General features: G+C 73.3%; 21 protein-coding genes. 11 read left to right on the plus strand and 10 right to left on the minus strand.

From position 1 onward, the window contains the following. Nucleotides 1–60: 60 nt before the first annotated feature. The 4 genes from OG444_RS17150 to OG444_RS17165 all read left to right on the plus strand — a co-directional run bounded on the left by OG444_RS17150 (nucleotide 61) and on the right by OG444_RS17165 (nucleotide 5,531). The gene (locus OG444_RS17150; protein WP_327263007.1) at nucleotides 61–3,336 is read left to right on the plus strand and encodes an AfsR/SARP family transcriptional regulator; all 3,276 of its coding nucleotides are present in this window, start codon (nucleotides 61–63) and stop codon (nucleotides 3,334–3,336) included. 178 nt (nucleotides 3,337–3,514) lie between these two features. After that, nucleotides 3,515–3,697, plus strand: coding sequence for a hypothetical protein (locus OG444_RS17155; RefSeq protein ID WP_327263008.1), 183 nt, complete (start codon nucleotides 3,515–3,517; stop codon nucleotides 3,695–3,697). A 109-nt stretch (nucleotides 3,698–3,806) separates the two neighbouring features. Next, the gene (locus OG444_RS17160; protein WP_327263009.1) at nucleotides 3,807–4,538 is read left to right on the plus strand and encodes a class I SAM-dependent methyltransferase; all 732 of its coding nucleotides are present in this window, start codon (nucleotides 3,807–3,809) and stop codon (nucleotides 4,536–4,538) included. Between the two features lie 420 nt (nucleotides 4,539–4,958). Next, nucleotides 4,959–5,531: a Uma2 family endonuclease gene (locus OG444_RS17165; protein ID WP_327263010.1), complete on the plus strand. Its 573-nt coding sequence runs from the start codon at nucleotides 4,959–4,961 to the stop codon at nucleotides 5,529–5,531. A 7-nt stretch (nucleotides 5,532–5,538) separates the two neighbouring features. Here the strand turns inward: OG444_RS17165 and OG444_RS17170 are convergent, their stop codons facing one another. Continuing rightward, nucleotides 5,539–7,197, minus strand: a complete 1,659-nt coding sequence (locus OG444_RS17170) for a FadD3 family acyl-CoA ligase (protein WP_327263011.1) — start codon at nucleotides 7,195–7,197, stop codon at nucleotides 5,539–5,541. Nucleotides 7,198–7,291: 94 nt separating this feature from the next. On the opposite strand from OG444_RS17170, the gene OG444_RS17175 reads away from it, so the two are divergent. From OG444_RS17175 to OG444_RS17185, 3 genes are read left to right on the plus strand one after another with little or no spacing between them, the layout of a single operon-like run. Next, complete coding sequence (locus tag OG444_RS17175; RefSeq protein WP_327263012.1) at nucleotides 7,292–8,443, plus strand: lipid-transfer protein; 1,152 nt, start codon at nucleotides 7,292–7,294, stop codon at nucleotides 8,441–8,443. A gap of 4 nt (nucleotides 8,444–8,447) precedes the next feature. Beyond that, nucleotides 8,448–8,903 (plus strand): Zn-ribbon domain-containing OB-fold protein, encoded by a 456-nt coding sequence (locus tag OG444_RS17180; protein ID WP_327263013.1) that lies wholly within the window; start codon nucleotides 8,448–8,450, stop codon nucleotides 8,901–8,903. After that, entirely contained in the window at nucleotides 8,900–9,676 is a 777-nt protein-coding gene (locus OG444_RS17185) for an enoyl-CoA hydratase/isomerase family protein (RefSeq protein WP_327263014.1), read from the plus strand. Before OG444_RS17180 ends, OG444_RS17185 begins: the two co-directional genes overlap by 4 nt. Nucleotides 9,677–9,696: 20 nt before the next feature. On the opposite strand, the gene OG444_RS17190 is transcribed toward OG444_RS17185, so the two are convergent. Then, the gene (locus OG444_RS17190; protein ID WP_327263015.1) at nucleotides 9,697–10,323 is read right to left on the minus strand and encodes a hypothetical protein; all 627 of its coding nucleotides are present in this window, start codon (nucleotides 10,321–10,323) and stop codon (nucleotides 9,697–9,699) included. Between the two features lie 162 nt (nucleotides 10,324–10,485). Between OG444_RS17190 and OG444_RS17195 the strand changes: the two genes are divergently transcribed. Continuing rightward, nucleotides 10,486–10,944 (plus strand): hypothetical protein, encoded by a 459-nt coding sequence (locus OG444_RS17195; RefSeq protein ID WP_327263016.1) that lies wholly within the window; start codon nucleotides 10,486–10,488, stop codon nucleotides 10,942–10,944. A gap of 119 nt (nucleotides 10,945–11,063) precedes the next feature. On the opposite strand, the gene OG444_RS17200 is transcribed toward OG444_RS17195, so the two are convergent. The 3 genes from OG444_RS17200 to OG444_RS17210 form a co-directional block, all read right to left on the minus strand. Continuing rightward, on the minus strand, nucleotides 11,064–11,561 hold the full coding sequence (locus OG444_RS17200) for a peptidylprolyl isomerase (RefSeq protein WP_327263017.1): 498 nt from the start codon (nucleotides 11,559–11,561) through the stop codon (nucleotides 11,064–11,066). A 68-nt stretch (nucleotides 11,562–11,629) separates the two neighbouring features. After that, nucleotides 11,630–14,026 (minus strand): serine/threonine-protein kinase, encoded by a 2,397-nt coding sequence (locus OG444_RS17205; protein ID WP_327263018.1) that lies wholly within the window; start codon nucleotides 14,024–14,026, stop codon nucleotides 11,630–11,632. Nucleotides 14,027–14,221: 195 nt separating this feature from the next. After that, nucleotides 14,222–15,016 carry a VOC family protein gene (locus tag OG444_RS17210; protein ID WP_327263019.1) on the minus strand — a complete coding sequence of 265 codons (795 nt, stop codon included), beginning with the start codon at nucleotides 15,014–15,016 and terminating at the stop codon, nucleotides 14,222–14,224. Between the two features lie 341 nt (nucleotides 15,017–15,357). On the opposite strand from OG444_RS17210, the gene OG444_RS17215 reads away from it, so the two are divergent. Beyond that, nucleotides 15,358–16,005 (plus strand): TetR family transcriptional regulator, encoded by a 648-nt coding sequence (locus tag OG444_RS17215; RefSeq protein WP_327263020.1) that lies wholly within the window; start codon nucleotides 15,358–15,360, stop codon nucleotides 16,003–16,005. 141 nt (nucleotides 16,006–16,146) lie between these two features. Here OG444_RS17215 and OG444_RS17220 read toward each other — a convergent pair whose 3' ends face one another. After that, nucleotides 16,147–16,620 carry a nitroreductase family deazaflavin-dependent oxidoreductase gene (locus tag OG444_RS17220; RefSeq protein WP_327263021.1) on the minus strand — a complete coding sequence of 158 codons (474 nt, stop codon included), beginning with the start codon at nucleotides 16,618–16,620 and terminating at the stop codon, nucleotides 16,147–16,149. Next, nucleotides 16,620–17,873, minus strand: coding sequence for an acyl-CoA dehydrogenase family protein (locus OG444_RS17225; protein ID WP_327263022.1), 1,254 nt, complete (start codon nucleotides 17,871–17,873; stop codon nucleotides 16,620–16,622). The genes OG444_RS17220 and OG444_RS17225 overlap by 1 nt, the downstream gene beginning before the upstream one ends. 181 nt (nucleotides 17,874–18,054) lie before the next feature. Here OG444_RS17225 and OG444_RS17230 point away from each other — a divergent pair, with 181 nt between their 5' ends. Next, on the plus strand, nucleotides 18,055–19,248 hold the full coding sequence (locus tag OG444_RS17230) for a thiolase C-terminal domain-containing protein (protein WP_327263023.1): 1,194 nt from the start codon (nucleotides 18,055–18,057) through the stop codon (nucleotides 19,246–19,248). Between the two features lie 28 nt (nucleotides 19,249–19,276). Here OG444_RS17230 and OG444_RS17235 read toward each other — a convergent pair whose 3' ends face one another. Continuing rightward, nucleotides 19,277–19,483 carry a DUF4287 domain-containing protein gene (locus tag OG444_RS17235; RefSeq protein WP_327263024.1) on the minus strand — a complete coding sequence of 69 codons (207 nt, stop codon included), beginning with the start codon at nucleotides 19,481–19,483 and terminating at the stop codon, nucleotides 19,277–19,279. A 372-nt stretch (nucleotides 19,484–19,855) separates the two neighbouring features. Between OG444_RS17235 and OG444_RS17240 the strand changes: the two genes are divergently transcribed. Next, nucleotides 19,856–20,530 (plus strand): pyridoxine/pyridoxamine 5'-phosphate oxidase, encoded by a 675-nt coding sequence (locus OG444_RS17240; protein ID WP_327263025.1) that lies wholly within the window; start codon nucleotides 19,856–19,858, stop codon nucleotides 20,528–20,530. Between the two features lie 21 nt (nucleotides 20,531–20,551). On the opposite strand, the gene OG444_RS17245 is transcribed toward OG444_RS17240, so the two are convergent. After that, the gene (locus OG444_RS17245; protein WP_327263026.1) at nucleotides 20,552–20,977 is read right to left on the minus strand and encodes a Zn-ribbon domain-containing OB-fold protein; all 426 of its coding nucleotides are present in this window, start codon (nucleotides 20,975–20,977) and stop codon (nucleotides 20,552–20,554) included. Further along, complete coding sequence (locus tag OG444_RS17250) at nucleotides 20,974–21,426, minus strand: DoxX family membrane protein (RefSeq protein ID WP_327263027.1); 453 nt, start codon at nucleotides 21,424–21,426, stop codon at nucleotides 20,974–20,976. The genes OG444_RS17245 and OG444_RS17250 overlap by 4 nt, the downstream gene beginning before the upstream one ends. Between the last annotated feature and the right edge of the window lie 103 nt (nucleotides 21,427–21,529).

The raw sequence follows: 21,529 nt of genomic DNA on the forward strand, positions 1-21,529 counted from the left end.
GTGTACGCGCGAGACAGGGCAGACTGACCATGACACCGACGGAAGGCAGGGGGACGACAGATGGACGGCGTACCGGCCATCCCGAGCCCGCGGAAACACCCCGAGGCCCGTACGGCTGCCGCCGCACCCGAAACCGGGGCGCGCCCCGTCGCCCGTCCCGCCGGGACGCGGGGCGAGGCGGGTGACGATGCCGTGGCCAAGTCCGTGTCGCGGAGGGCAACCGCCGCCGCGGGCACCGCTGCAGGCACCTCCGCGGGCACCACCCCGGACGCTAGGACCGCGGCAGGCGCCAGAACCCGTACCGGAACCGATAGCGGAACCGGAAGCGGAACCACCACGCGCTCCACCCCGGCCTCCACCGCCTCCACCGCCTCCGCCCCGGACGCCGCGGCCGCCGCGGCCGCCGCCGTGGGTGCGGAGGCGGCCCCCGGCGAGTCCCGCTTCGCCGTCCTCGGCCCCGTCCGCGCCTGGCGCGGCGCCGAGGCCCTGCCCTCCGGCACCCCCCAGCAGCGCGCCCTGCTCGCGGTACTCCTGCTGCGCGACGGCCGCACCGCCACCGCGCCCGAGCTCATCGACGCCATCTGGGGCGAGGACCCGCCGCAGCAGGCCCTCGCCACCATCCGTACGTACGCCTCCCGCCTGCGCAAGGTCGTCGCCCCGGGCCTGCTCGTCACCGAGTCCGGCGGCTACGCCATACGGCTGCGCTCCGCCGCCACCCTCGACCTCGGCGTCGCCCGCAGCCTCGCAGCCGATGCCGAGACGGCCCGCGCCGCGGGCGACCGCTCCCTCGCCCGTACGCTCCTCGCCCGCGCCCTCGACCTCTGGGAGGGCGAGCCCCTCGCCGGGATCCCGGGACCCGCGGCCTCGACCGAGCGCACCCGGCTCGCCGAATGGCGCCTCCAGCTGCTGGAGACCCGTCTCGACCTCGACCTGGAGGTCGGCCACCACGCCGAGGCCGTCTCCGAGCTCACCGCCCTCACCGCCGCCCACCCGCTGCGCGAACGCCTGCGCGAGCTGCTGATGCTCGCCCTCTACCGCAGCGGCCGGCAGGCCGAGGCCCTCGCCGTCTACGCAGACACCCGCCGCCTCCTCGCCGACGAGCTCGGCGTCGACCCGCGCCCCGAGCTGTCCGCGCTCCAGCAGCGCATCCTGAACGCCGATGCCGATCTCGCCCGCGCCGAGGACCCGGCCCCGGCCGCCGCGACCGTTCACGTGAGGCCCGCCCAATTGCCTGCGACCGTCCCCGACTTCACCGGCCGCTCCAGTTTCGTCGCCGAGCTGGGCGCCATCCTCGGCGGCGGCGCCCACGACCAGGTCATGGCCGTCTCCGCGCTGGCCGGCATCGGCGGCGTCGGCAAGACCACCCTCGCCGTGCACGTCGCCCACGCCGCCCGCCCGCACTTCCCCGACGGCCAGCTCTACGTCGACCTCCAGGGCACCGAGGCCCGCCCCGCCGAGCCGGAGGCCGTCCTCGGCTCCTTCCTGCGCGCGCTGGGCACCCCCGACACCGCCATCCCCGACTCCCCCGCCGACCGGGCCGCGCTCTACCGCTCCACCCTCGACGGCCGACGCGTCCTGGTCCTCCTCGACAACGCCCGCGACGCCGCCCAGGTCCGCCCGCTGCTGCCAGGCACCGCAGGCTGCGCCGCCCTCGTCACCAGCCGGGTCCGCATGGCGGGCCTCGCCGGGGCCCATCTCGTCGACCTCGACGTGATGAGCCCCGATGAGGCCCTCCAGCTCTTCACCCGGATCGTCGGCGAGGAGCGCGTGCGCGCCGAACGGCAAGCCGCCCTCAACGTCGTCGGCGCCTGCGGCTTCCTGCCGCTCGCCATCCGCATCGCCGCCTCCCGGCTGGCCGCCCGCCGCACCTGGACGGTCTCCGTCCTCGCCGCCAAGCTCGCCGACGAGCGCCGCCGCCTCGACGAGCTCCAGGCCGGCGACCTCGCCGTCAAGGCCACCTTCGAGCTGGGCTACGGCCAGCTCGAGCCCGCCCAGCAGCGCGCCTTCCGCCTCCTCGGCCTCGCCGACGGCCCCGACATCTCGCTGTCCGCCGCAGCCGCCGTGCTCGACCTGCCCGAGTACGACACCGAGGACCTCCTCGAGGCCTTAGTCGACTGCTCCCTGCTCGAATCCGCCGCTCCCGGACGCTACCGCTTCCACGACCTCGTACGCCTCTACGCGCGTGCCTGCGCCGAACGCGACGAGCAGCCGCCGAGTGGGCGCGAGGCTGCCCTGGACCGGCTGCTGGACTTCTACCTGGCCACCGCCTCCGGCGTCTACGCCCTGGAGCGCCCCGGCGACCGGCTGCCCGCGCACCTGTCCGACACCCACTACCCGGGGCTGGTCTTCGCCGAACCGCGCACCGCCCTGGACTGGCTGTACGCCGAGGCCGACCCGCTGCTGGCGTGCGTACGGCAGGCCGCCGTACGGGGCGGCGAGACGCTGGTCCTGCGCCGGGCCGTGGACCTGCTGTGGGCGGCGAAGGACCTGGCCGAGTCCGGGGCCAACTCCCGGCAGTACGAGTCCGCCGCCGTCGCCCTGCGCGACGCGGCCCAGGCCGCCAAGGACCCGTACGCCGAGGGCCGCGCCCGCACCACCCTCACCAACGTCCACCTGGTCGCGGGCCGGTTCGCCGAGGCCGACGACGAGGCCGCCCGGGCCACCGTGCTCGCCCGCGAGGCCGGCGACCCGCTGCCCATGTGCTGGGCGCCCAACGACCGCGGGATCATCGCCCTCTACCAGGGCCGGCACACGGACGGCGAGCGCTACCTGCTGGAGGCCATCGAGAACTTCCGCGCCGACGGCAACAACGTCGGCGAGGCCAGCGCCCTGTGCAACCTCTCCCGCATCCACGTGGAACTGGGCCGTCTGCCCAGCGCCATAGACCTCGCCCAGCAGGGCATCGCCATCTACGACCGGATGGGGCTCAGCCTGCGCCTGGCCAACGGCCGCTACGCGCTCGGCATCGCCCTCACCCAGGCGGGCCGGCTCGGCGAGGCCCTCGCGCAGCTCGCGGAGGCGCTGTCGCTGTTCCACGACAACCGCCAGCCGCTGTGGGAGGGCGTGACCCACTTCCGGCTCGCCGAGGCCCACCTGGCGGCGCGCCGGCCCACGCTGGCCGCCTCGCACGCCGAGCAGGCGATCGCGCTGCGCGGCATCGGCGGGGAGTGGCGGCGGGCCACGGTCCTGACGGTGCTCGGCAAGGCGCTGCGGCGGCTGGGGCAGACGGACCGGGCGCGGGCGTGCTGGCGGGACGCGGAGAGCGTGTTCACGCAGCTGAGGTCGACCGAACTGGGCGAGGTCCAGGCCCTGCTGGCTTCGGAGATCGCCGCCTGAGCTGCGGGGACGCCGGCTGAACGCGGCGTTCATCGTTCGTTTATCACCGTCGGACACGATAGGTGCATCGACCCGGCGCGTCGGGGGGGCGCCCGGGCCGGTTGGTGGACTACCCGTTCGGCGGTCATCGGGGGAATCGCCGAACGGGCCCGGCCCTAACCATCCATCAGGAGAACCGATGACGACGAACGAGAACCTCAAGCCGCTCGACAACCACGCCTCGGGCGTCGAGATCGAGACTCTGGACAACCACGCTTCGGGCATCGAGATCAAGCCGCTCGAGAAGGACGCGGCTCCGGCCGCCGCCGCGGACGAGGAGATCCAGACGCTGGACAACCACGCGTCCGGTCCGCGCCCGTAGCGCTCGCAGGACATACGGGGGATTTCAACGGGGGAACGGCGGTCGCGGTGGCCCGGAGGGGGAGCCACCGCGACCGCCGTACACGTGCGTGGCGGCATAGGCTGGGGGTGTGTTCTCCTCCCACGGGCCGAGCGTCCGCGAACTGGCAGTGCAGGGCCTCTCCTCGGTCGAGCGGGGCTACGACCTCCTCGCGCCGAAGTTCGACCACACCCCCTTCCGCACCCCGGACCGCATGCTCGACGCCGTCGAGGAGACCCTCGCCCAGTACGAGGGCACCTTCGGTGCGGGCCTGGACGTGTGCTGCGGCACGGGCGCCGGGATCGCCATGCTGCACCGGCTGTGCCGGGGGCGCGTGACGGGCGTCGACCTCAGCGCGGGCATGCTCGCGGAGGCGGAGCGCCGGTACGGCTCGGACAGTGCGCGCGTGGACTTCGTACGGGCCGACGCGCGGGCCCTGCCGCCCGCCCTCGCGGACGGCTACGACCTGGCGGTCAGCTTCGGGGCCTTCGGGCACTTCCTCCCGTCGGAGCGCCCCGCGCTCTTCGCCGGGATCCACTCCGCCCTGCGCGAGGGCGGCCTCTTCGCGTTCCCGATCGGCGCCCCGCTCCCGCTCGGCTCACCGGTGTGGTGGGCGACGACGGGCTTCGACGCGGCGATGCGGGTGCGCAACGCGGTGTGGCGCCCCCCGTTCGTCATGTACTACCGCACCTTCCCGCTCGGCGGGGTCCGCACGGACCTCCGGGCGGCCGGCTTCACGGTCGAGACGGTCCCCCTGGACCACTTCGGCCGCCGCCCGGACGGCACCCCCCACTGGCGGCTCCTCCTGGCCCGCCGCCGGTAGCGCGCGGGCACCGCTCGGGCGGTTCCCTCGGCTCGCGAGCACCTCGATCAGCTCTCCCCACTCGACCGCGATGCACGACCAGGCAGTTCAAGGCGAGGCTCGGGTACACCCCGCGGAGCGTGGGCACGTCGGAGGCGGCCCGGAGCAGCGGCAGGAGCAAGGAGCCGAACCAGGTGTCCGCCGGAAGCGGAGGGTCGTATGCGGCGAGCAGCGCCGCCCACTCGCTTTCCGGTTCCGAGGAATTCCCGCCGCTGTCAACACGTCACGCTCCCCGGGAGTTCGACTTCGACCGCGGGACCATTCTTTGCATCCCTCGGGAGAGGGGCATCGCGGTCACCGGCCGGGCCCGCCCGCGCCGCCGTATCCCGGTGCGCGAGGGCGCTGCCGAGTAGGCTGAAGCAGCACCCCCTGGAGGACACCATGGCCGCCGAGCTCCCCGAATGGATGCTCCCGCCCCGCCCGAGCGGCTGGGAAGCGGATGACCTCGATCACCTGCCCCAGGCTCCCCGGCACACCGAGCTCATCGACGGAGCGCTGATCTTCATGATGTCCCCGCAGCGGTCCTGGCACTCCCGGCTCGTGGAGAACCTGACCTTCAGCCTGCGCCACGCCGCGCCGGACGGCGTCGAGATCGAACGGGAGATGACCGTCCGACTCGACAAGAAGAGCCGCCCCGAACCGGACATCCTGGCCGCGACGGTCGCGTACGACCCCGACCGCACCCGGTACCTCCCGGACGAAGTCGCCCTGGTGATCGAAGTCGTGTCGGAGGAGTCGGCGGACCGCGATCGCTCCATCAAGCCCTTCAAGTACGCCCAGGCGGGGATTCCCCACTTCTGGCGTGTCGAGGACGAGGAGAGCGGTCCCGCCGTCCACGTCTACGAGCTGGACACCGTCACCCGGAGCTACGTCGCCACGGGAATTCACCGGGAGTGGCTCAAGGTGGCGGTTCCGTTCCCCGCGACCATCGATCTGGGCGGCCTCGTCCCCTGAATCCGCCTCAGCCGGTGCGCAGTTCGCGCTTGAGGATCTTGCCGCTCGCGTTGCGGGGGAGTTCCGTCACGAACTCGACCGCGCGCGGGACCTTGTAGTTGGCCATCTCGCGGCGGGACCAGGCGATCAGGTCGTCCGCGGTGAGGGTGGAGCCGGAGCGGCGGACCGCGTAGGCCTTGCCGACCTCGCCCAGGCGGGGGTCCGGGATGCCGATCACCGCGACGTCCGCGATGTCGGGGTGCAGTCCGATGAGTTGTTCGATCTCGGCGGGGTAGGCGTTGAAACCGCCGACGATGAACATGTCCTTGATCCGGTCGGTGATGCGCAGGTTCCCGTCCCCGTCCATGAACCCCACGTCGCCGGTGTGCAGCCACCCGTCTGCGGTGATCGCCCTCGCGGTCTCCTCGGGGTCCTCGAAGTAGCCCTGCATGACGTGGTGGCCGCGGACCAGGATCTCGCCCGTGCGCCCGGCCGGCTGCGGCTGCCCGTCCGCGTCCACGATGGCCACCTCGGTGCCCGGGATGGCCCGGCCGGAGGTCGCGGAGATGATCTCCGCGGGGTCTCCGCGGCGGCACATGGTGACGATGCCGCTCGCCTCGGAGAGCCCGTAGGCGGTGAGGACCGTGGCGATGCGCAGCTCGCCGCGCAGCCGCTCGACGAGCCGGAGCGGGACCACGGCCGCGCCGGTGACGACCAGGCGCAGGGCGGAGAGGTCGTGGTGGGCGCGCTGGGGGTGGTCGAGGAGCGACTGGTGGAGGGTGGGCGGCCCGGGGAGTACGGAGATCCGCTCGGCGGCGACGTTCGCGAGGACGGTGTCCACGTTGAAGACGGGCTGCGGGACCATCGTGGCCCCGCGCATCAGGCAGGCGATGATCCCTGCCTTGTAGCCGAAGGTGTGGAAGAAGGGGTTCACGATCAGGTAGCGGTCGCCCTCGCGCAGTCCGGCGAGCTCGCTCCACACGTCGTAGCAGCGCAGCGACTGGGCATGGGTGATGACCGCGCCCTTGGGGCTGCCGGTGGTGCCGGAGGTGAAGATGATGTCGGAGGGGGATTCGGGGCGGATCGCGGCGGCGCGTTCGCGCACCGCCGCGGCCGGTACGCCGTCCCCGCCCGCGAGGAAGTCCTTCCAGGTGCGGAAGGAGTCGGGGGCGTCGTCGGAGAGGACGACGACCTGTTCCAGGTGCGGCAGTCCGGGCAGCGGGCCGGTGCCGGAGCCCTCGGCGGCGGCGCGGCGCAGGGAGGCGACGTAGGAGGTGCCGAGGAAGGTGCCGGTGACGAAGAGCAGCCGGGCCCGGCTGCGTTCCAGGACGTACGCGGCCTCCGCGCCCTTGAAACGGGTGTTGAGGGGGACGAGCACGGCGCCCGCCGAGACGGCGCCGAGGGCGGAGACGATCCACTCCAGGGTGTTGGGCGCCCAGACGGCGACCCGGTCGCCGGGCTCGGTCCCGGCGGCGATGCAGGCGGCCGCGGCGCGCTCGACGCGTTCGCCGAGCTGCGTGTAACTGATCCGGGCGCGCCCGTCGACGACGGCCTCGCGGTCGGCGTACTGTGCCGCTGCCGCCCGGACCAGCCCGGCGATGCTGCCCCAGCGCAGGTCTCCGCGTACGTCCTCGCGCCGGTCGCCGTGCCGGAGGTCGTTCCGGTCGTCGCGCCCGTAGTCGCCCATGCGTGCCACCTTCCCGCAGACCCAGTAGCTGACTATCCGTCAGATTAGCTGTAGCCTTCGCGGCTGTCAGTACTGGCGCACCCCGGAGGTGGCGATGGCTGCAACGCTCAAGGACGCGACGGCGATAGTCGGCATCGGCCAGACCGCCTTCGCGAAACAACTGCCCCAGTCCGAGAAGGAACTCGCCTGCCGGGCCATCCTGGCGGCCCTCGCCGACGCCGGCATAGAGCCGTCCGAGGTCGACGCCTTCTCCTCGTACACCATGGAGGAGACCGACGAGGTCGAGGTCGCCAAGGCCATAGGCGCCGGCGACGTGACCTTCTTCTCCAAGATCGGCTACGGCGGCGGCGGTTCCTGCGCCACCGTCGGCCACCTCGCCTCCGCCGTCGCCACCGGCCAGGCCACCGTCGGCGTCGCCTGGCGCTCCCGCAAGCGCGGCTCGGGCCCCCGCCCCTGGAAGAACACCGCCGTCCAGCTGCCCACCCCCGGCCAGTGGACCAGACCCTTCGGCCTGCTGCGCCCCGCCGACGAGATCGGCATGCTGGCCCGCCGCTACATGCACGAGTACGGCGCCACCCGCGACCACCTCTTCAACGTCGCCATGGCCTGCCGCAACCGGGCCAACGCCAACCCGGCCGCGATGATGTACGAACGCCCGCTGACCCGTGAGATGTACATGACCTCCCGCATGATCAGCGACCCGCTCTGCCTCTTCGACAACTGCCTGGAGACCGACGGCGCGCTCGCCTGCGTGATCGTCTCCGCCGAGCGTGCCCGCGACTGCCGCCAGAAGCCCGTCTACGTGCACTCCGTAGCCCAGGGCCTGCCCGCCCAGCACCACGGCATGGTCAACTACTGGAACGACGACCCCCTGTCCGGGCCCGCCTGGACCGCCGCCCGCCACCTGTGGAAGCAGGCCGACTTCGGACCCCAGGACGTGGACGTCGCCCAGATCTACGACGCCTTCACCCCGCTGATCCCGCTCTCGCTGGAGGGCTACGGATTCTGCGGACGCGGCGAGGGGGCAGCCTTCACCGAGGGCGGCGCCCTGGAGATGGGCGGCCGGCTCCCCATCAACACCGGGGGCGGCGGCCTGTCCGAGGCCTACGTGCACGGCTTCAACCTGATCAACGAGGGCGTCAAACAGCTGCGCGGCGTCTCCACCGCCCAGGTGCCCGACGCCGCGACCTGCCTGGTGACGGCGGGCGAGGGAGTCCCGACGTCCGCGATCCTGCTGAGGAGCTGACCCCATGACCACCACCTCCGCCGCGGCGGACGCGCTGCTGCTGCCCGTCCCCGACGAGGACGGCGCCCCCTTCTGGGAGTACGCCGCCCGGGGCGAGCTCCGCGTCCAGGCCTGCACCTCCTGCGGCCGGCTGCGCTTCCCGCCCCGCCCCTGCTGCCCGCACTGCCGGTCCTTCGACAGCGAGTGGCGCCGCATGAGCGGCCGCGGCCGCATCTGGTCGTACGTCCGGCCGCACCCGCCGCTGCTGCCGGCCTACGCCGCCCAGGCCCCGTACAACGTGATCCTCGTGGAGCTCGCCGACGCCCCGCACATCCGGCTCGCCGGGAACCTGGTGACCTCGGCCGACGCCCCGCTCGACTCGGTGGACCCAGGCCGGCTGCGCATCGGCGCCCGCGTCCAGGTGGTCTTCACCGAGACCGGCGGCATGGCCGTGCCCCGCTGGGTCCTGGAGAAGTCGTGACCGTGCGCGTGGAACGGGACAAGGCGACCGGGGTCGCGGTCGTCACCCTCGACCGGGAACACCGTCACAACGCCGTCGACCTGGCCACCGCGGCCGAACTGAGCGCGGTATGGCGGGAGTTCCGGTTCGCCGAGGAAGTGCGGGCGGTGGTGCTGACGGGCGCCGGCAGCGCCGCCTTCTGCACCGGCATCGACCGCGGCGTCGACGTTCCGCAGCCCGCCTCGCCCTACTCGGCCGACGACCCGCTGATCGCCATCGGCCCCAAGGCGGGCGACCTGTGGAAGCCGGTCGTCGCCGCCGTCAACGGCATGGCCTGCGGCGGGGCGTTCTACCTGCTGGGCGAGGCGGAGTTCCTGATCGCCTCCGACACCGCCACCTTCTTCGACCCGCACACCGCCTACGGGATGGTCAGCGCCTACGAGGCCGTCTACATGGCGCAGCGCATGCCCTTCGGCGAGGCGGCCCGGATGTCCCTCATGGGCACGGCCGAGCGGCTCTCCGCGCGCCGGGCCCACGAGATCGGGCTCGTCTCGGAACTGACCGCGCCGGACGCGCTGCTCCCGGCGGCCCTGCGGGCGGCGGAAACCCTGGCCGGCTTCCCGACAGAAGCCGTACAGGGCACCGTACGGGCCCTGTGGTCGGCGAAACAGGCCGCGCTCCAGCAGGCCCTGGCGCAGGCCCCGGCGCTGATCGCGCTGGGCAACCTGGCGCCGGAGCGGCAGGCGGAACTGTTCGCCTCGCGAAGGCCCGGTACGGAGCACAGGCTGCGCTGACCCGCCCGGCGGGCCGGGCCTCAGGGCTTGCGCGTGGACTTCGGGCCGGGCTTCTTCGGGGTGGACTTGGGCGTGGCCCTCGGCGTGGGCCCGGAGCCGTCCGACGTGGTCGACGCCGGGCCCGGCGTCCCGGTGCCGGACGATTCGACGGGCCGGTCGAGCCTGCACGTGGTGACCTCGCCCGCGCGCGAGGGCTCCTTGAGCGCCACCTCGACCGTACGGGTCTCACGGGCCTCCAGAGTCGCCCTGACCTCGGTCGACTCGACGACGGCGCCGCCCGCGCCCTCCCGGTACAGGTTCACCACGAAGGTCGCCCTGCGGTCCAGGTTCGAGGTGAGCCTGATCGTGGTGACCGGCGGGGTGCCGCCGACGCAGGTGACCACCACGGCCGTGGCCGGGGCACCGCTCGCACTCCGGGAGGGCGACGCGGCGGCCGTGGCCGTGCTGTTGCTGCTGCCGCTCCGGTGGCTCTTCTTCTTGCTCTTGGAGCTGGAGCACCCGCCGCCGCTGCTCTTGCTGCTGCTCTTGCTGCCGCTCTTGCCACCGCTCCCGCTGCTGCTGCTTCCGCCGTGCGAGGAGAAGCCGGTCAGTGCGAACACGACCGCCACCAGCACCGCGGTGAACCTGATACGACGTCCAGCCGCCATGGCCCGAACCTCTCCCCCGGGGACAACGGCGCGTCACGCTACCAGGCGCGTCGCACCCCGCATCGGGCGTACGGGGACCCGATCGGCCCCGGGTCCTGGCGTGCGGGCCGCGGGGGCCGGGCGTAGCGTCGGGACCGAGACCCCTATCCCGGAGGGCCGGGCATGCTCCGCAACGTACTCGGCTCCCTGATGGGTCTGATCGGAGCGGCGGCCGCCGTCTGGAGCCCCTTCCGTGCCTGGTACGACGGCCGTCTCGGACGCGACTACCGCGTCCAGGAGCTCTTCACCTCCGCCGGGATCACCGATCACGGCTCCGCCCTGCTGGCCTCGGTCCTGCTCCCGTACCTCTTCGCCGCGGTCCTCACGCTGTGCGCGGTGCTGCTCCGCTCGCGGCTGCTGATGGCGCTGGCGGGGGTGGTCGTGCTCGGCTTCACCATCCTGTGGATGGTCCGCCAGGGCCAGGCCGTCGGCAGCCTCTCGGTGGGCGGCGAAAGCTCGGGCCTCGGTGACGGCCTCGCCAACGCCCTCGGCGCGGGCGCGCTGATCCTCCTGGGCGCAGCCGTCATGCGCGGCCGCCCCGCCCGCACCAACCGCCCGCTCCCCCCGACGACGCCCGTCTGACGGCCGTCCGGGACCCGTCCCCCGGGACTCCGTGCCCGACGGGGACCCGGCCCGGACATGGCGGCGGCCCCGGCCCCCCGGAGGGGGCGGGGCCGACCGGCCTGACTGGCGGGTGGGGATCAGGCGGCGTCGACGACGCCGGAGGCCGCGATCTCGACCTTGCCCTTGGGGGCACCGGACTGGGAGCCCAGGGCCTCGATCTGGTCCACGAGCTCCTGGCCCGAGACGACCTCGCCGAAGACGACGTGCTTGCCGTCGAGCCACGAGGTGACGACCGTCGTGATGAAGAACTGCGAGCCGTTGGTGTTGCGGCCGGCGTTCGCCATCGACAGCAGGTACGGGCGGTCGTGCTTCAGCTGGAAGTTCTCGTCCTCGAACTTCTCGCCGTAGATGCTCTTGCCACCGGTGCCGTTGTGGTTGGTGAAGTCACCGCCCTGCAGCATGAACTGGGGGATGACGCGGTGGAAGCCCGAGCCGGCGTAGCCGTAGCCGTTCTGGCCGGTGCACAGCTCGCGGAAGTTGCGCGCCGTCTTCGGGACGACCTCGTCGAAGAGGGCGAAGACGATGCGGCCGGCGGGGGCGCCGTTGATGGTGATGTCGAAGTAGACGTTGCTCATGGGGTCCATCCTGTCACTCCCGGTGCAGTGCGCTACCCGGCGGGGCCGCAGCCCCGCCTCCGGGCAGGTCAGCCGCTCGTCCGGGTGCCCGTGCCCTTCGCCGCGTCCAGGGCGTACACGCAGCGGTCCTTGCTGCATGCGTAGACCACTCCGGCGTCCGCCACCGGGGCGCCCGTGATCTCGCCGCCGGTGGCCAGCTTCCAGCGCAGCTGGCCGCCCGCCGCGTCCAGCGTGTACAGGCAGTGGTCGGCCGAACCGAAGTGCACGCGGCCGTCCGCGACCGCCGGGAGGCCGGTGATCTCGCCGCCCGCCGCGAACCGCCACTTCGGAGTGCCGGTGACCGCGTCGAGCGTGTACAGCGCGCTGCCCGCGCCCAGGTGGACGTTGCCGTTCGCGACGACCACCGGGTCCGAGGACTGCCGTGCCTCCGTCGCGATCCGCCAGCGGTCCTGGCCGGTGGCCGCGTCGAGGGCGTAGACGGTGCCCAGGTAGTCGACGAGGTAGACCCCGCCGCCCGTGACGGCCGCGCCCGGCGCGAAGGCCGGGGGCGCCAGGAAGACCGCGGGGGCCTCGAAGTGCCAGCGGACCCGGCCCGAGGCCCGGTCCACCGAGATCACCCGGGTACCGGCGGCCACGTAGACGTTCCCGTCCGCCGCCGGGGTGACCCGGACCGGCACGTTGCCGCAGGAGGCCGCGTCACCGACCGGGTACGACCAGGACTCTCGGCCGGTCCGGGCGTCCAGCGCGCGCAGCCGCGCGTCCTGCCACACGTACACCGTGCCGTCGTGCAGGACGGGGGCCGCCTCCGCGGTCTCGAAGTCGCTCTGCGCGCCGGTCAGCTCCCACAGCTTGTGGCCGTTGGAGGCCTCACGGCCCTGTACGCCGCCCCCGCGCGTGGCGGTGACGACCGTGCCGCGCTCGGCGCGCAGCGCGTACACCCAGGCGTCGGTGGACAGCCGCCAGCGCTCGGAGCCGTCGCCGGCGTCGAGCGCGTACAGGGAGGGGCCGTCGGAGGCATGGATCCGGTTGTCGGCGACCGCCATCGACCAGGCGACGTCGCGGGTCTTGAACTGGCGGCGGCCGCTCGCCACGTCCAGCGCGTGGACCTCGAAGGAGGTCACGTAGAGCAGGTTCCCGGCGACGGTCGGGGTGCCCCAGACCTCGTTGGACATGCGGAAGCGCCACGGTCGCCAGCGGCCGCTGTCCGGGGACGGCCCGGGGCTCGGTACGGGCTGCACCGCGGAGGGGGTGGCCACCGACCCGCCGGGCGGGCGGATCCAGCCGGTCGCCGAATCCGCGGCGGAGGACGAGGCGTGCGCGGCCGGGGCCGCGGCGGTCGCGCGGGGACCGGGCCCGATCGGCACGGGCGAGCCGCCCAGTCGCACGGGCTCGCCCGAGGGCACCGGGGACATCGGCGGGTGGTGCGGGCGCTGCGGGACGGCCTGGCCGGTCCGCGGGTCCACCCAGGAGTCGACCCCGCGCGGGCGGCGGTGCGTGGCGGCCTCGGAGGCCGCTCCCCGGCCCCCGGAGCCCGGGCCGGGCGCCGGCACCACGGGGGCGGGCGGCGTACGGTGCCCCGCGCGCCGGGCCTCGATCATCGCGACGGCCCGCGCCGGCAGCCACGCGGAGGCGGTCCCGCTGTCGTCACCGCCGTCGAACAGGTGCGGGGCGAGCTGTGCCTGCAGGTCGGCCGGGGTGGGCCGGAGCGTGGCGTCCATCTGCATGCAGGAGTCGATCAGCGGCCGCAGCTCGGCCGGCAGCCCCTCCAGGTTCGGGCCCTCGCGCAGCAGCATGAAGACCGTCTCCACCGGGTTCGCCCCGTGGTACGGCGGGTGCCCGGTGGCGGCGAAGACGAGGGTGGAGCCGAGCGAGAAGACGTCGGACGCGCCCTTGACGCTGCGCGAGTCCTTCGCCTGCTCGGGCGACATGTAGGCGGGGGTGCCGACGGCGACGTTCGTCATGGTCAGGCGGGTGTTGGAGACCCCGCTCGCGATACCGAAGTCGATCACGCGCGGGCCGTCCTCGACGACGAGCACATTGGACGGCTTCAGGTCGCGGTGGACCAGGCCGGCGCCGTGGATGGACTGCAGGGCCTCGGCGATACCGGCCGCGAGCCACCGTACGGCCTGGGCGGGCATGGGCCCGCACTCGTTGACGATCTCCTCCAGGGAGGGCGCCGGGACGTACGCGGTCGCCAGCCACGGCACGGCGGCACGCGGGTCGGCGTCGACCACGGCCGCGGTGTAGAAGCCGGACACGGCGCGGGCGGCCTCCACCTCGCGCGTGAAGCGCACGCGGAAGAGCTGGTCCTCGGCGAGCTCGGTGCGCACCGTCTTGATCGCGACCCGCCGTCCGGAAGCGGACCGCGCGAGATAGACCAGCCCCATGCCGCCGGCGCCGAGCCGTCCCAGCACCTCGAAGGGGCCGATCCGTCTCGGGTCGTGCTGCGTCAGCTGCTCCACCACTCGCCTCCACACCCATCCCCGTACGGGCCACTCACCGGGCCCGCTTCCACCGGCACGGGGCCCTGCCCCGTGCAGCGTCTCACCCCGGGCGCCACCCGGGTCGAGCAACCCCGATTCTGTCAGGCCCGGACCCGGTCCGGCCCCGGCACGTCGAGGAGGGCGGTGTGATCTGCTCGGCGGTCCGTCCGGGAAGGCCTACGCGTCAGGCTTCGTCCGGGGTTCCGAGAGCAGTCCGAAGACCGCCCCCTGATTGTCGGCGACGACCGCGATCCGGCCGTAGGGGGTGTCGAAGGGGTCGGCGGTGACCCGGCCGCCGAGCCGCTGCACCGTGGCGACCGACTGATCGCAGTCCGGGACGGCGAAGTAGGCGAGGAAGTGCGCGGGCATGATCTCCGGGAAGGCGTCGGTGATCAGGCTGCGGCCCAGGACGGCGGTCTCCGTGCCGGGCGCGCGGCCGGGCGGGGACCAGATGCGGTACTCCACCCCGGCGTCGTCCTGGTCCTGGGGGACGTAGCCGAAGACCTTGGCGTAGAAGACGTCGACGGCGTCGCGGGCCCGTGTGTAGACCTCGCTCCAGCAGTACGAGTACGGCTCCTGCTGGACGTCGAAGCCGTGGTGGGTGCCGGGCTGCCACAGGCCGAACACGGCGCCGCCGGGGTCGGCTGCCATCGCGGCGGTGCCGTACGGGCCGACCGGCATCGGGTCCATGACCATCTGGCCGCCGGCGGCGCGGATGCGCTGCGCGCAGGCGTACGCGTCGGTGGTGTAGAGGTAGATCCCCCAGACGGTGGGCATGCGGCCGTCGGGCTTGGGGGCGAGGGCGGCGACGTTGCGGCCGCGGCTGTAGGCCTGGGTGTAGTGGCCGTACTCGGCGCCCGCCCCTTCGGTGAAGGTCCACCCGAAGAGCTCGCCGTAGAAGCGCTTGCCCGCCTCGATGTCCGGAAGCGAGGCGTCCACCCAGCAGGGTGCGCCTTCCGCGAATGCGGCCATGGGCCCGTTTCCTTCCGTTGTGCGGGGGTGTGTACCCTCCCACCTCTCCCAGCCATGATCTGCCCGAAAACTTGTCCACAGCCTGTTGATAAGACTATTCGGGGGAAACCTCGCGGAACCGGGCGACACGCCCGGGCCCGTGGCCCGGGGGCGACCGGTGCGGGGCTGCGGCTCGCCGACGACCGGACAGGGGGCGCGCAGGGGGCGCACAGGACCGGTCTCCCGGCCTGAATGCGCCTCCTTGATCACCCGACTCCGCCTTCCGCCCAGGCCAGGGACCCCGTAACCCCATTTGCAGGCGGCCGAATAGCGCGCCGATCACCCCTCGGTAAGCTGACGGCATGACAGGACAAGTACGCACCGTCGACGGGCGTGTCGCCGGCCGGCGCGGCCAGGCGACGCGGCAGAAGCTGCTCGACTGCCTCAGCGAGATGCTCAGCTCCTCGCCGTACCGCGACGTCAAGGTGATCGACGTCGCCCGCAAGGCCGGTACCTCCCCCGCGACCTTCTACCAGTACTTCCCGGACGTCGAGGGCGCCGTCCTGGAGATCGCCGAACAAATGGCCAGCGAGGGCGCGCAGCTGACGTCGCTCGTCGAGGGCCGGACCTGGGTCGGCAAGTCCGGGTGGGCCGCCGCCGAGGAACTCGTCGAAGGCTTCCTCGAGTTCTGGCGCCGCAACGACGCGATCCTGCGGGTCGTCGACCTCGGCGCGGCCGAGGGCGACAAGCGCTTCTACAAGATCCGCATGAAGATCCTGAACTCGGTCACCAACTCCCTCACGGAATCGATGAAGGAGCTCCAGGCCAAGGGCAAGGTCGACAAGGACGTGAGCCCCGCGGCGATGGCCGGTTCGCTGGTCGCGATGCTGGCCGCGGTCGCCTCGCACCAGAAGGGCTTCCAGGCCTGGGGCGTCAAGCAGGCCGAGCTCAGGCCGAACCTGGCGCTGCTCGTCCACCTCGGCATCACGGGCAAGAAGCCGACGAAGTAGCGGCGGACCCCCGGACGCTCTCCAGGGGCCCGCCGACCGTGCCCGACCCGTGCCCGCTCCTCCGCTCCCTGTGCCCGCCCCATGCCCGACCACACAAGACAACGTCCGACTACACCTGACAACGCCTGATCGCGCCTGCGATCAGCGACGCTCCAGGCGGAACAGCCGGATCTCGCGCTCGATGCGCGCCTGGTACGTCGCGTACGGCGGCCAGAACCTCAGCACCGCCTGCCACGCCTCCGCGCGTTCCTCACCCGCCAGCAGCCGGGCCCGGACGGGGATGTCCCGGCCTTGCCAACTCACGTCCGCGTCCGGGTGCTTGAGCAGGTTTCCGGTCCACGCCGGGTGCCCGGGCCGGCCGAAGTTGGAGCCGATCAGGATCCACGTCGTGCCGCCGTCCTCCGGCATGCAGGCGAGCGGGGTCGTGCGCGGTTCCCCGGTCCTGGCACCCTTGGCCGTGAGGATCACGCCCGGCAGCATCTGGGCGCTGAGGATGACCCTGCCGCGGGTCAGCCTGTGCACCGCCTTGTCCATGGCGGGGATGAAGTGCGGCGCGATCTTGGCGAAGAGCATGGTCGAGGAGACCTTCTGCATCAGCTTGACGCCGGGAGCCATCAGACGGCCACCTTCTCTTGTGCGGGCGGGGGTGTGGGGGTGGGCGCAGCCGAAGCGGGACGTTGCGGCTGCGGCGCGGCCGCGGCCGGATCCGCGAACAGGCCCGCACGGTCGGCGGCGTGCGCCCGCAGCCGGTGGACCGGGCCGAACAGCAGCTCGTCGGCCGCCGCCCGCTTGAAGTAGAGGTGCGCGTCGTGCTCCCAGGTGAAGCCGATGCCGCCGTGCAGCTGGATCGCCTCACCCGCGGTCACCCGCAGGGCCTCCAGGGCCTGGGCGAGCGCGAGACCGCCCTGATCCGGGTCCCAGGCGGCGTAGTAGGCCGCCGAGCGGGCCGCCTGTACCTGTACGTACAGGTCCGCGAGCCGGTGCTTGACCGCCTGGAAGGACCCGATCGCCCGGCCGAACTGCTCGCGCTGGCGTACGTACTCGACGGTCCTGGCGAGCGCCCGCCCGGCCGCGCCGACCGCCTCGGCGGCCAGGACGGCGGAGGCGGTACGCCCGGTGGCCGCGAGGGCGCCGAGCACATCGGCCCCTTCATCGCCGAGCAACTCCGCCGGAACGTCGCGCAGTTCTATCCTGGCCTGCGGGCGCGTCTCGTCGAGCACGGCCTGCCGGGTCCGTACGAGCCCGGGCGCGTCCTCGCGCACGAGGAACAGCAGCGTGCGGCTGCGCGCGAAGCCGCCGGTGTGTGCGGCGACCAGCAACAGCCCGGCACTGTGCCCGTCCAGCACCTGAACGGCCTCGCCGTACAGCCGCCAGCCGCCCCCGGCGGCGTCGGCGCGGGCCTGGACCCCGCCGGCGCGGCCGCCGCCGGACCACTGCCCGGAGGCGTCCTCGCCGGTCAGCGCGAGGGCGGTGGCCAGCGCCGGGCCACTGACGGCGAGGGCGGCGGTCAGCCCGCCCGTCGCCAGCGGCGGGAGCAGCGCGGAGCGCTGGGCGCCCGTACCGAGGGCGGTGACCAGCGGCACGCACAGCGCGGCGGTGGCCAGCAGCGGCGAGGGCAGCAGCGCCCGCCCGGTCTCCTCGCAGGCCAGGGCCAGATCGGCGGGGCCGCAGCCGACGCCTCCGTACTCCTCGGCGACGGCGATGCCCGGCAGCCCGAGCTCCCGGGCAAGCTGCTGCCACAGCTCACGGTCATGCCCGGCGGCGGTACGGACGGCAGCCTTGACCTCGTCGGGGCCGCAGCGTTTGCCCAGGATCTCGCGCAGGGTCCGGCGTATCTCGTCCTGCTCCGCGGTGAAGGCGGCATCCATCGTCTGGCTCCTCCTGGGGGCACCTCCCAGCAACAGCTGGGGGAATATCTGACGGGCCGTCATGTTAGGCCCGGCGGAAGCAGATGCACAGGGGGCGACGGGGGCGGGTTGCGCGGAGAGGCGGGGTGGGCCGCGGGGCGGGGTCTAGCATCTGACGTGCCGTCAGATATACCGTTCCCCCATGCCTGGACTCACACCTGGAGCCACGTCCCAACCCCGCCGGAGGGTCGCGGTGGTCGGCGTCGCCCTCTCGGACTGCGGCCGGGTCGACGGCCCCACCCCCTACGCCCTGCACGCACAGGCCGCCCGGCGCGCCCTCGCCGACTCCGGCCTGGACCGCTCCGTCATCGACGGCTTCGCCTCGGCCGGCCTCGGCACGCTCGCGCCGGTCGAGGTGGCCGAATACCTGGGGCTGCGCCCCACCTGGGTCGACTCCACCTCCGTGGGCGGCTCGACCTGGGAGGTCATGGCCGCCCACGCGGCGGACGCGATCGCCGCCGGGCACGCCAACGCCGTGCTCCTGGTCTACGGATCCACGGCCCGGGCGGACATCAAGGCGCGGCGCCGCACGTCCAACCTCTCCTTCGGAGCGCGGGGACCGCTGCAGTTCGAGGTCCCGTACGGCCACACGCTGATCTCCAAGTACGCCATGGCCGCCCGCCGCCACATGCACGAGTACGGGACGACGCTGGAACAGCTCGCCTCGGTGGCCGTACAGGCCCGCGCGAACGCGGCCACGAACCCGGACGCCATGTTCCGCGACCCCATCACCGTCGAGGACGTGCTCGGCGGCGACATGATCGCCGACCCCTTCACCAAGCTGCACTGCTGCATCCGCTCGGACGGCGGGTGCGCGGTGCTCCTGGCCGCGGAGGACTACGTCCCGGACACCGCCAAGGCCCCCGTCTGGATCCTGGGGGCGGGCACGTCCGTATCCCACACCACCATGTCGGAGTGGGAGGACTTCACGGTGTCCCCGGCGGCCGTATCGGGCCGCATCGCCTTCGAGCGGGCCGGCCTCACCCCGGCGGACGTGGACCTCGCGGAGATCTACGACGCCTTCACCTACATGACCCTGGTGACCCTGGAGGACCTTGGCTTCTGCGCGAAGGGCGAGGGCGGGGCGTTCGTGGAGAAGGGCCGCCTGCTGCGCGACGGGGAGCTCCCGGTCAACACCGACGGCGGCGGCCTGTCGGCCTGCCACCCCGGCATGCGCGGCCTGTTCCTCCTCGTGGAGGCGGTCCGCCAGCTCCGCGGCGAGGCGGGCCCGGGCCAGGTCACCAAACCCGGCGGCCGCCTCCCGCAGGTCGCCCTGGCCTCGGGCACGGGCGGCTGGTTCTGCTCGTCGGGAACGATCCTGCTGGGGCGGGGGTGACCGGACCCCGCCCGGGGGGCGGGGTCCGCTACTTCCCCTCGGCGAGGGTGTGGGCCACGAGGGCGTTGGCGTGACCGTGCCCCAGGCCGTGCTCCGTCTTGAGCCAGGAGACGAGCTCCATGTGCTTGGTCAGCGGCGAGGACCGGATGAGCTCCTGCCACTCCCCGATCGGACGTCCGTACTTCTTCTCGATGGACGGGAAGTAGCTGGCGGGGCCCTTGACGGTGTCGGCCATGGCGGGTCTCCTCGGGGTGGGTGCGTGGCGGGTGCGTGGTGGGTGGCGGGTGGTGCGTCGTTCGTGTCGTAGTGATGACTGCTGCGGCGCGGGCAACTCATCGGTGGGGCGGGAGATTTATTCGGCGGGGGTGGTGGGCGAGCGCGGCGGATGAGGTCGGTGGATGAGGTCGGTGGATGAGGTCGGCTGGTGGGGCGGGGGCTTCGGGGACGGCGGGAGCCGAGCAGTCGGGAGTCAGAGATGCGTATGGGGGTTTCCCGTCAGTCTCATCGTCTCTCCGTGTCGGGCCGGCCCCGAAGCCACCGCCGCACCAGCCGACCCCGCCCCCAATCCACTGGCCCGCCGCCCCGCCCCTGCTGTTCCATAGGCCGCATGACCAGCGAAGCCACCCCTGACGACTTCCGCTCCACCCTGCATTCCCTGCGCGTGTGGGACTCCCCGCTCCCCGGGTTCGACACCGACACCGCGCCCGGGGAGCCCCTGGCCCTCTTCCGGGAGTGGTTCGTGCATGCCGCGCGCGCGGGGCAGCTGGAGCCGCACACCATGAGTCTGGCGACCGTGGACGGCGACGGGCGGCCCGATGTGCGGATCCTGATGCTGCACGACGTCGATGCGCGCGGCTGGCACTTCGCCTCGCACGCCACCAGCGCCAAGGGCCTGCAGCTGGCCGCGCGGCCGGAGGCCGCGCTCGGGTTCTACTGGCCGTCCGTGGGACGCCAGGTCCGCGTCCGGGGCCGGGTCACCGCCTGCGGGCCCGAGGAGAGCCGGGCGGACCTGGCGGTCCGCTCGCGGGGTGCGCTCGCCGCCGCGCTGACGGGGCGGCAGAGCGAGGTGCTCGGCTCCCTCGAGGAGCTGGCGCGGGTCTCGGCGGCCTCCTGGGAGCGGGCCGGAGCCGAGCCCGATGCGCCTGCTCCGACCTGGACGCGGTACGTACTGGAGCCCGTCGAGGTGGAGTTCTTCCAGGGGGACGCCGCGCGTAGGCACGTCCGCCTGCGGTACTTCCGTACCGCCGACGGGTCCTGGGACCGCGAGCTGCTCTGGCCCTGACCGTCGGCGGCGGCCCGCACCTCACCCCGGCGGCGCCGGCCGGAAGACCGCCACCCACACGCCGTCCGCCGCCTCGCGGAAGGTGACCGTCAGCGGCATGCCGATGCGCAGGTCCGCCGCCCCCGAGTCCACCACCTCGGTCATCATCCGCGGGCCCTCGGCCAGGTCGACGACCGCCGCCGTGTACGGGACGCGCGTTCCGAACGGCGGGAGGTCGTTGCGGTGGATCACCGACCAGGTGTAGAGGGTCGCCCGGCCGCTCGCCGCCTCCCAGGTCACACGGTCCTCACCCGCCCAGCAGAACGGGCAGAACTCGCGCGGGTAGTGGTGCGCCCGTCCGCAGTCGGCGCAGCGCCGCAGCAGCAGCCGGCCCTCCGCTGCGGCGTCCCAGTAGGGCCGGGTGAACTCGTCCGCCTCGGGGAGGTCGTACCGCGCGGTGCCGGTCAAAGGAACAGTCCGATCGCCGCGTCGAGGGACCAGGTCTGCCAGGACATGGCGAGGAGCGCGACGAGCGAGATGAGCGCCATCATCGCGTTCTGCCCCTGCTCGGCCCAGTCGTGGATCATCAGCACCAGGTAGAGCAGGTTCAGCAGGAGCCCGCCGACCAGGGCGATCGGGGTCAGGAAGCCGAGTACGAGCCCCAGCCCGAGTGCGAGTTCCGCGTAGACGACGATGTACGCCATCACCTTCGGCCGCGGTGCGACGACGCGGTCGAAGCCGCCCTTGACGAAGGTCCAGCGGTGTTTGCCGGCGACGTCGGCGGCCCAGGCGATGCCGGTGCCCCGCTCGAACCAGCCCTTCTTGTCCTTGTGCCGCCAGCTCTCCAGCCACCACAGGCCGAGGCCTATCCGGAGCACGGCGAGCCATTCGGCCCCACTGAGCCAGATGGTCTGCATCGGCAGCCCCCACCCCTCTCGCGATCGACGCGCACGCTCTATCTGACGGTACGTCAGTTCAGCGGATCCGGAGCGATCGCGCAAGGGTCCGGCCGCCCGCGGG

The sequence above is a fragment of the Streptomyces sp. NBC_01232 genome (assembly GCF_035989885.1).
Taxonomy (GTDB): Bacteria; Actinomycetota; Actinomycetes; order Streptomycetales; family Streptomycetaceae; genus Streptomyces.

Coding starts and splice junctions, on each gene's coding strand:
- OG444_RS17180 (WP_327263013.1), top strand. CDS start 8,448: ATGACCACCACCTCCGCCGCGGCGGACGCGCTGCTGCTGCCCGTCCCC.
- OG444_RS17155 (WP_327263008.1), top strand. CDS start 3,515: ATGACGACGAACGAGAACCTCAAGCCGCTCGACAACCACGCCTCGGGC.
- OG444_RS17190 (WP_327263015.1), bottom strand. CDS start 10,323: ATGGCGGCTGGACGTCGTATCAGGTTCACCGCGGTGCTGGTGGCGGTC.
- OG444_RS17175 (WP_327263012.1), top strand. CDS start 7,292: ATGGCTGCAACGCTCAAGGACGCGACGGCGATAGTCGGCATCGGCCAG.
- OG444_RS17225 (WP_327263022.1), bottom strand. CDS start 17,873: ATGGATGCCGCCTTCACCGCGGAGCAGGACGAGATACGCCGGACCCTG.
- OG444_RS17235 (WP_327263024.1), bottom strand. CDS start 19,483: ATGGCCGACACCGTCAAGGGCCCCGCCAGCTACTTCCCGTCCATCGAG.
- OG444_RS17220 (WP_327263021.1), bottom strand. CDS start 16,620: ATGGCTCCCGGCGTCAAGCTGATGCAGAAGGTCTCCTCGACCATGCTC.
- OG444_RS17240 (WP_327263025.1), top strand. CDS start 19,856: ATGACCAGCGAAGCCACCCCTGACGACTTCCGCTCCACCCTGCATTCC.
- OG444_RS17170 (WP_327263011.1), bottom strand. CDS start 7,197: ATGGGCGACTACGGGCGCGACGACCGGAACGACCTCCGGCACGGCGAC.
- OG444_RS17150 (WP_327263007.1), top strand. CDS start 61: ATGGACGGCGTACCGGCCATCCCGAGCCCGCGGAAACACCCCGAGGCC.
- OG444_RS17165 (WP_327263010.1), top strand. CDS start 4,959: ATGGCCGCCGAGCTCCCCGAATGGATGCTCCCGCCCCGCCCGAGCGGC.
- OG444_RS17200 (WP_327263017.1), bottom strand. CDS start 11,561: ATGAGCAACGTCTACTTCGACATCACCATCAACGGCGCCCCCGCCGGC.
- OG444_RS17250 (WP_327263027.1), bottom strand. CDS start 21,426: ATGCAGACCATCTGGCTCAGTGGGGCCGAATGGCTCGCCGTGCTCCGG.
- OG444_RS17210 (WP_327263019.1), bottom strand. CDS start 15,016: ATGGCCGCATTCGCGGAAGGCGCACCCTGCTGGGTGGACGCCTCGCTT.
- OG444_RS17195 (WP_327263016.1), top strand. CDS start 10,486: ATGCTCCGCAACGTACTCGGCTCCCTGATGGGTCTGATCGGAGCGGCG.
- OG444_RS17230 (WP_327263023.1), top strand. CDS start 18,055: ATGCCTGGACTCACACCTGGAGCCACGTCCCAACCCCGCCGGAGGGTC.
- OG444_RS17215 (WP_327263020.1), top strand. CDS start 15,358: ATGACAGGACAAGTACGCACCGTCGACGGGCGTGTCGCCGGCCGGCGC.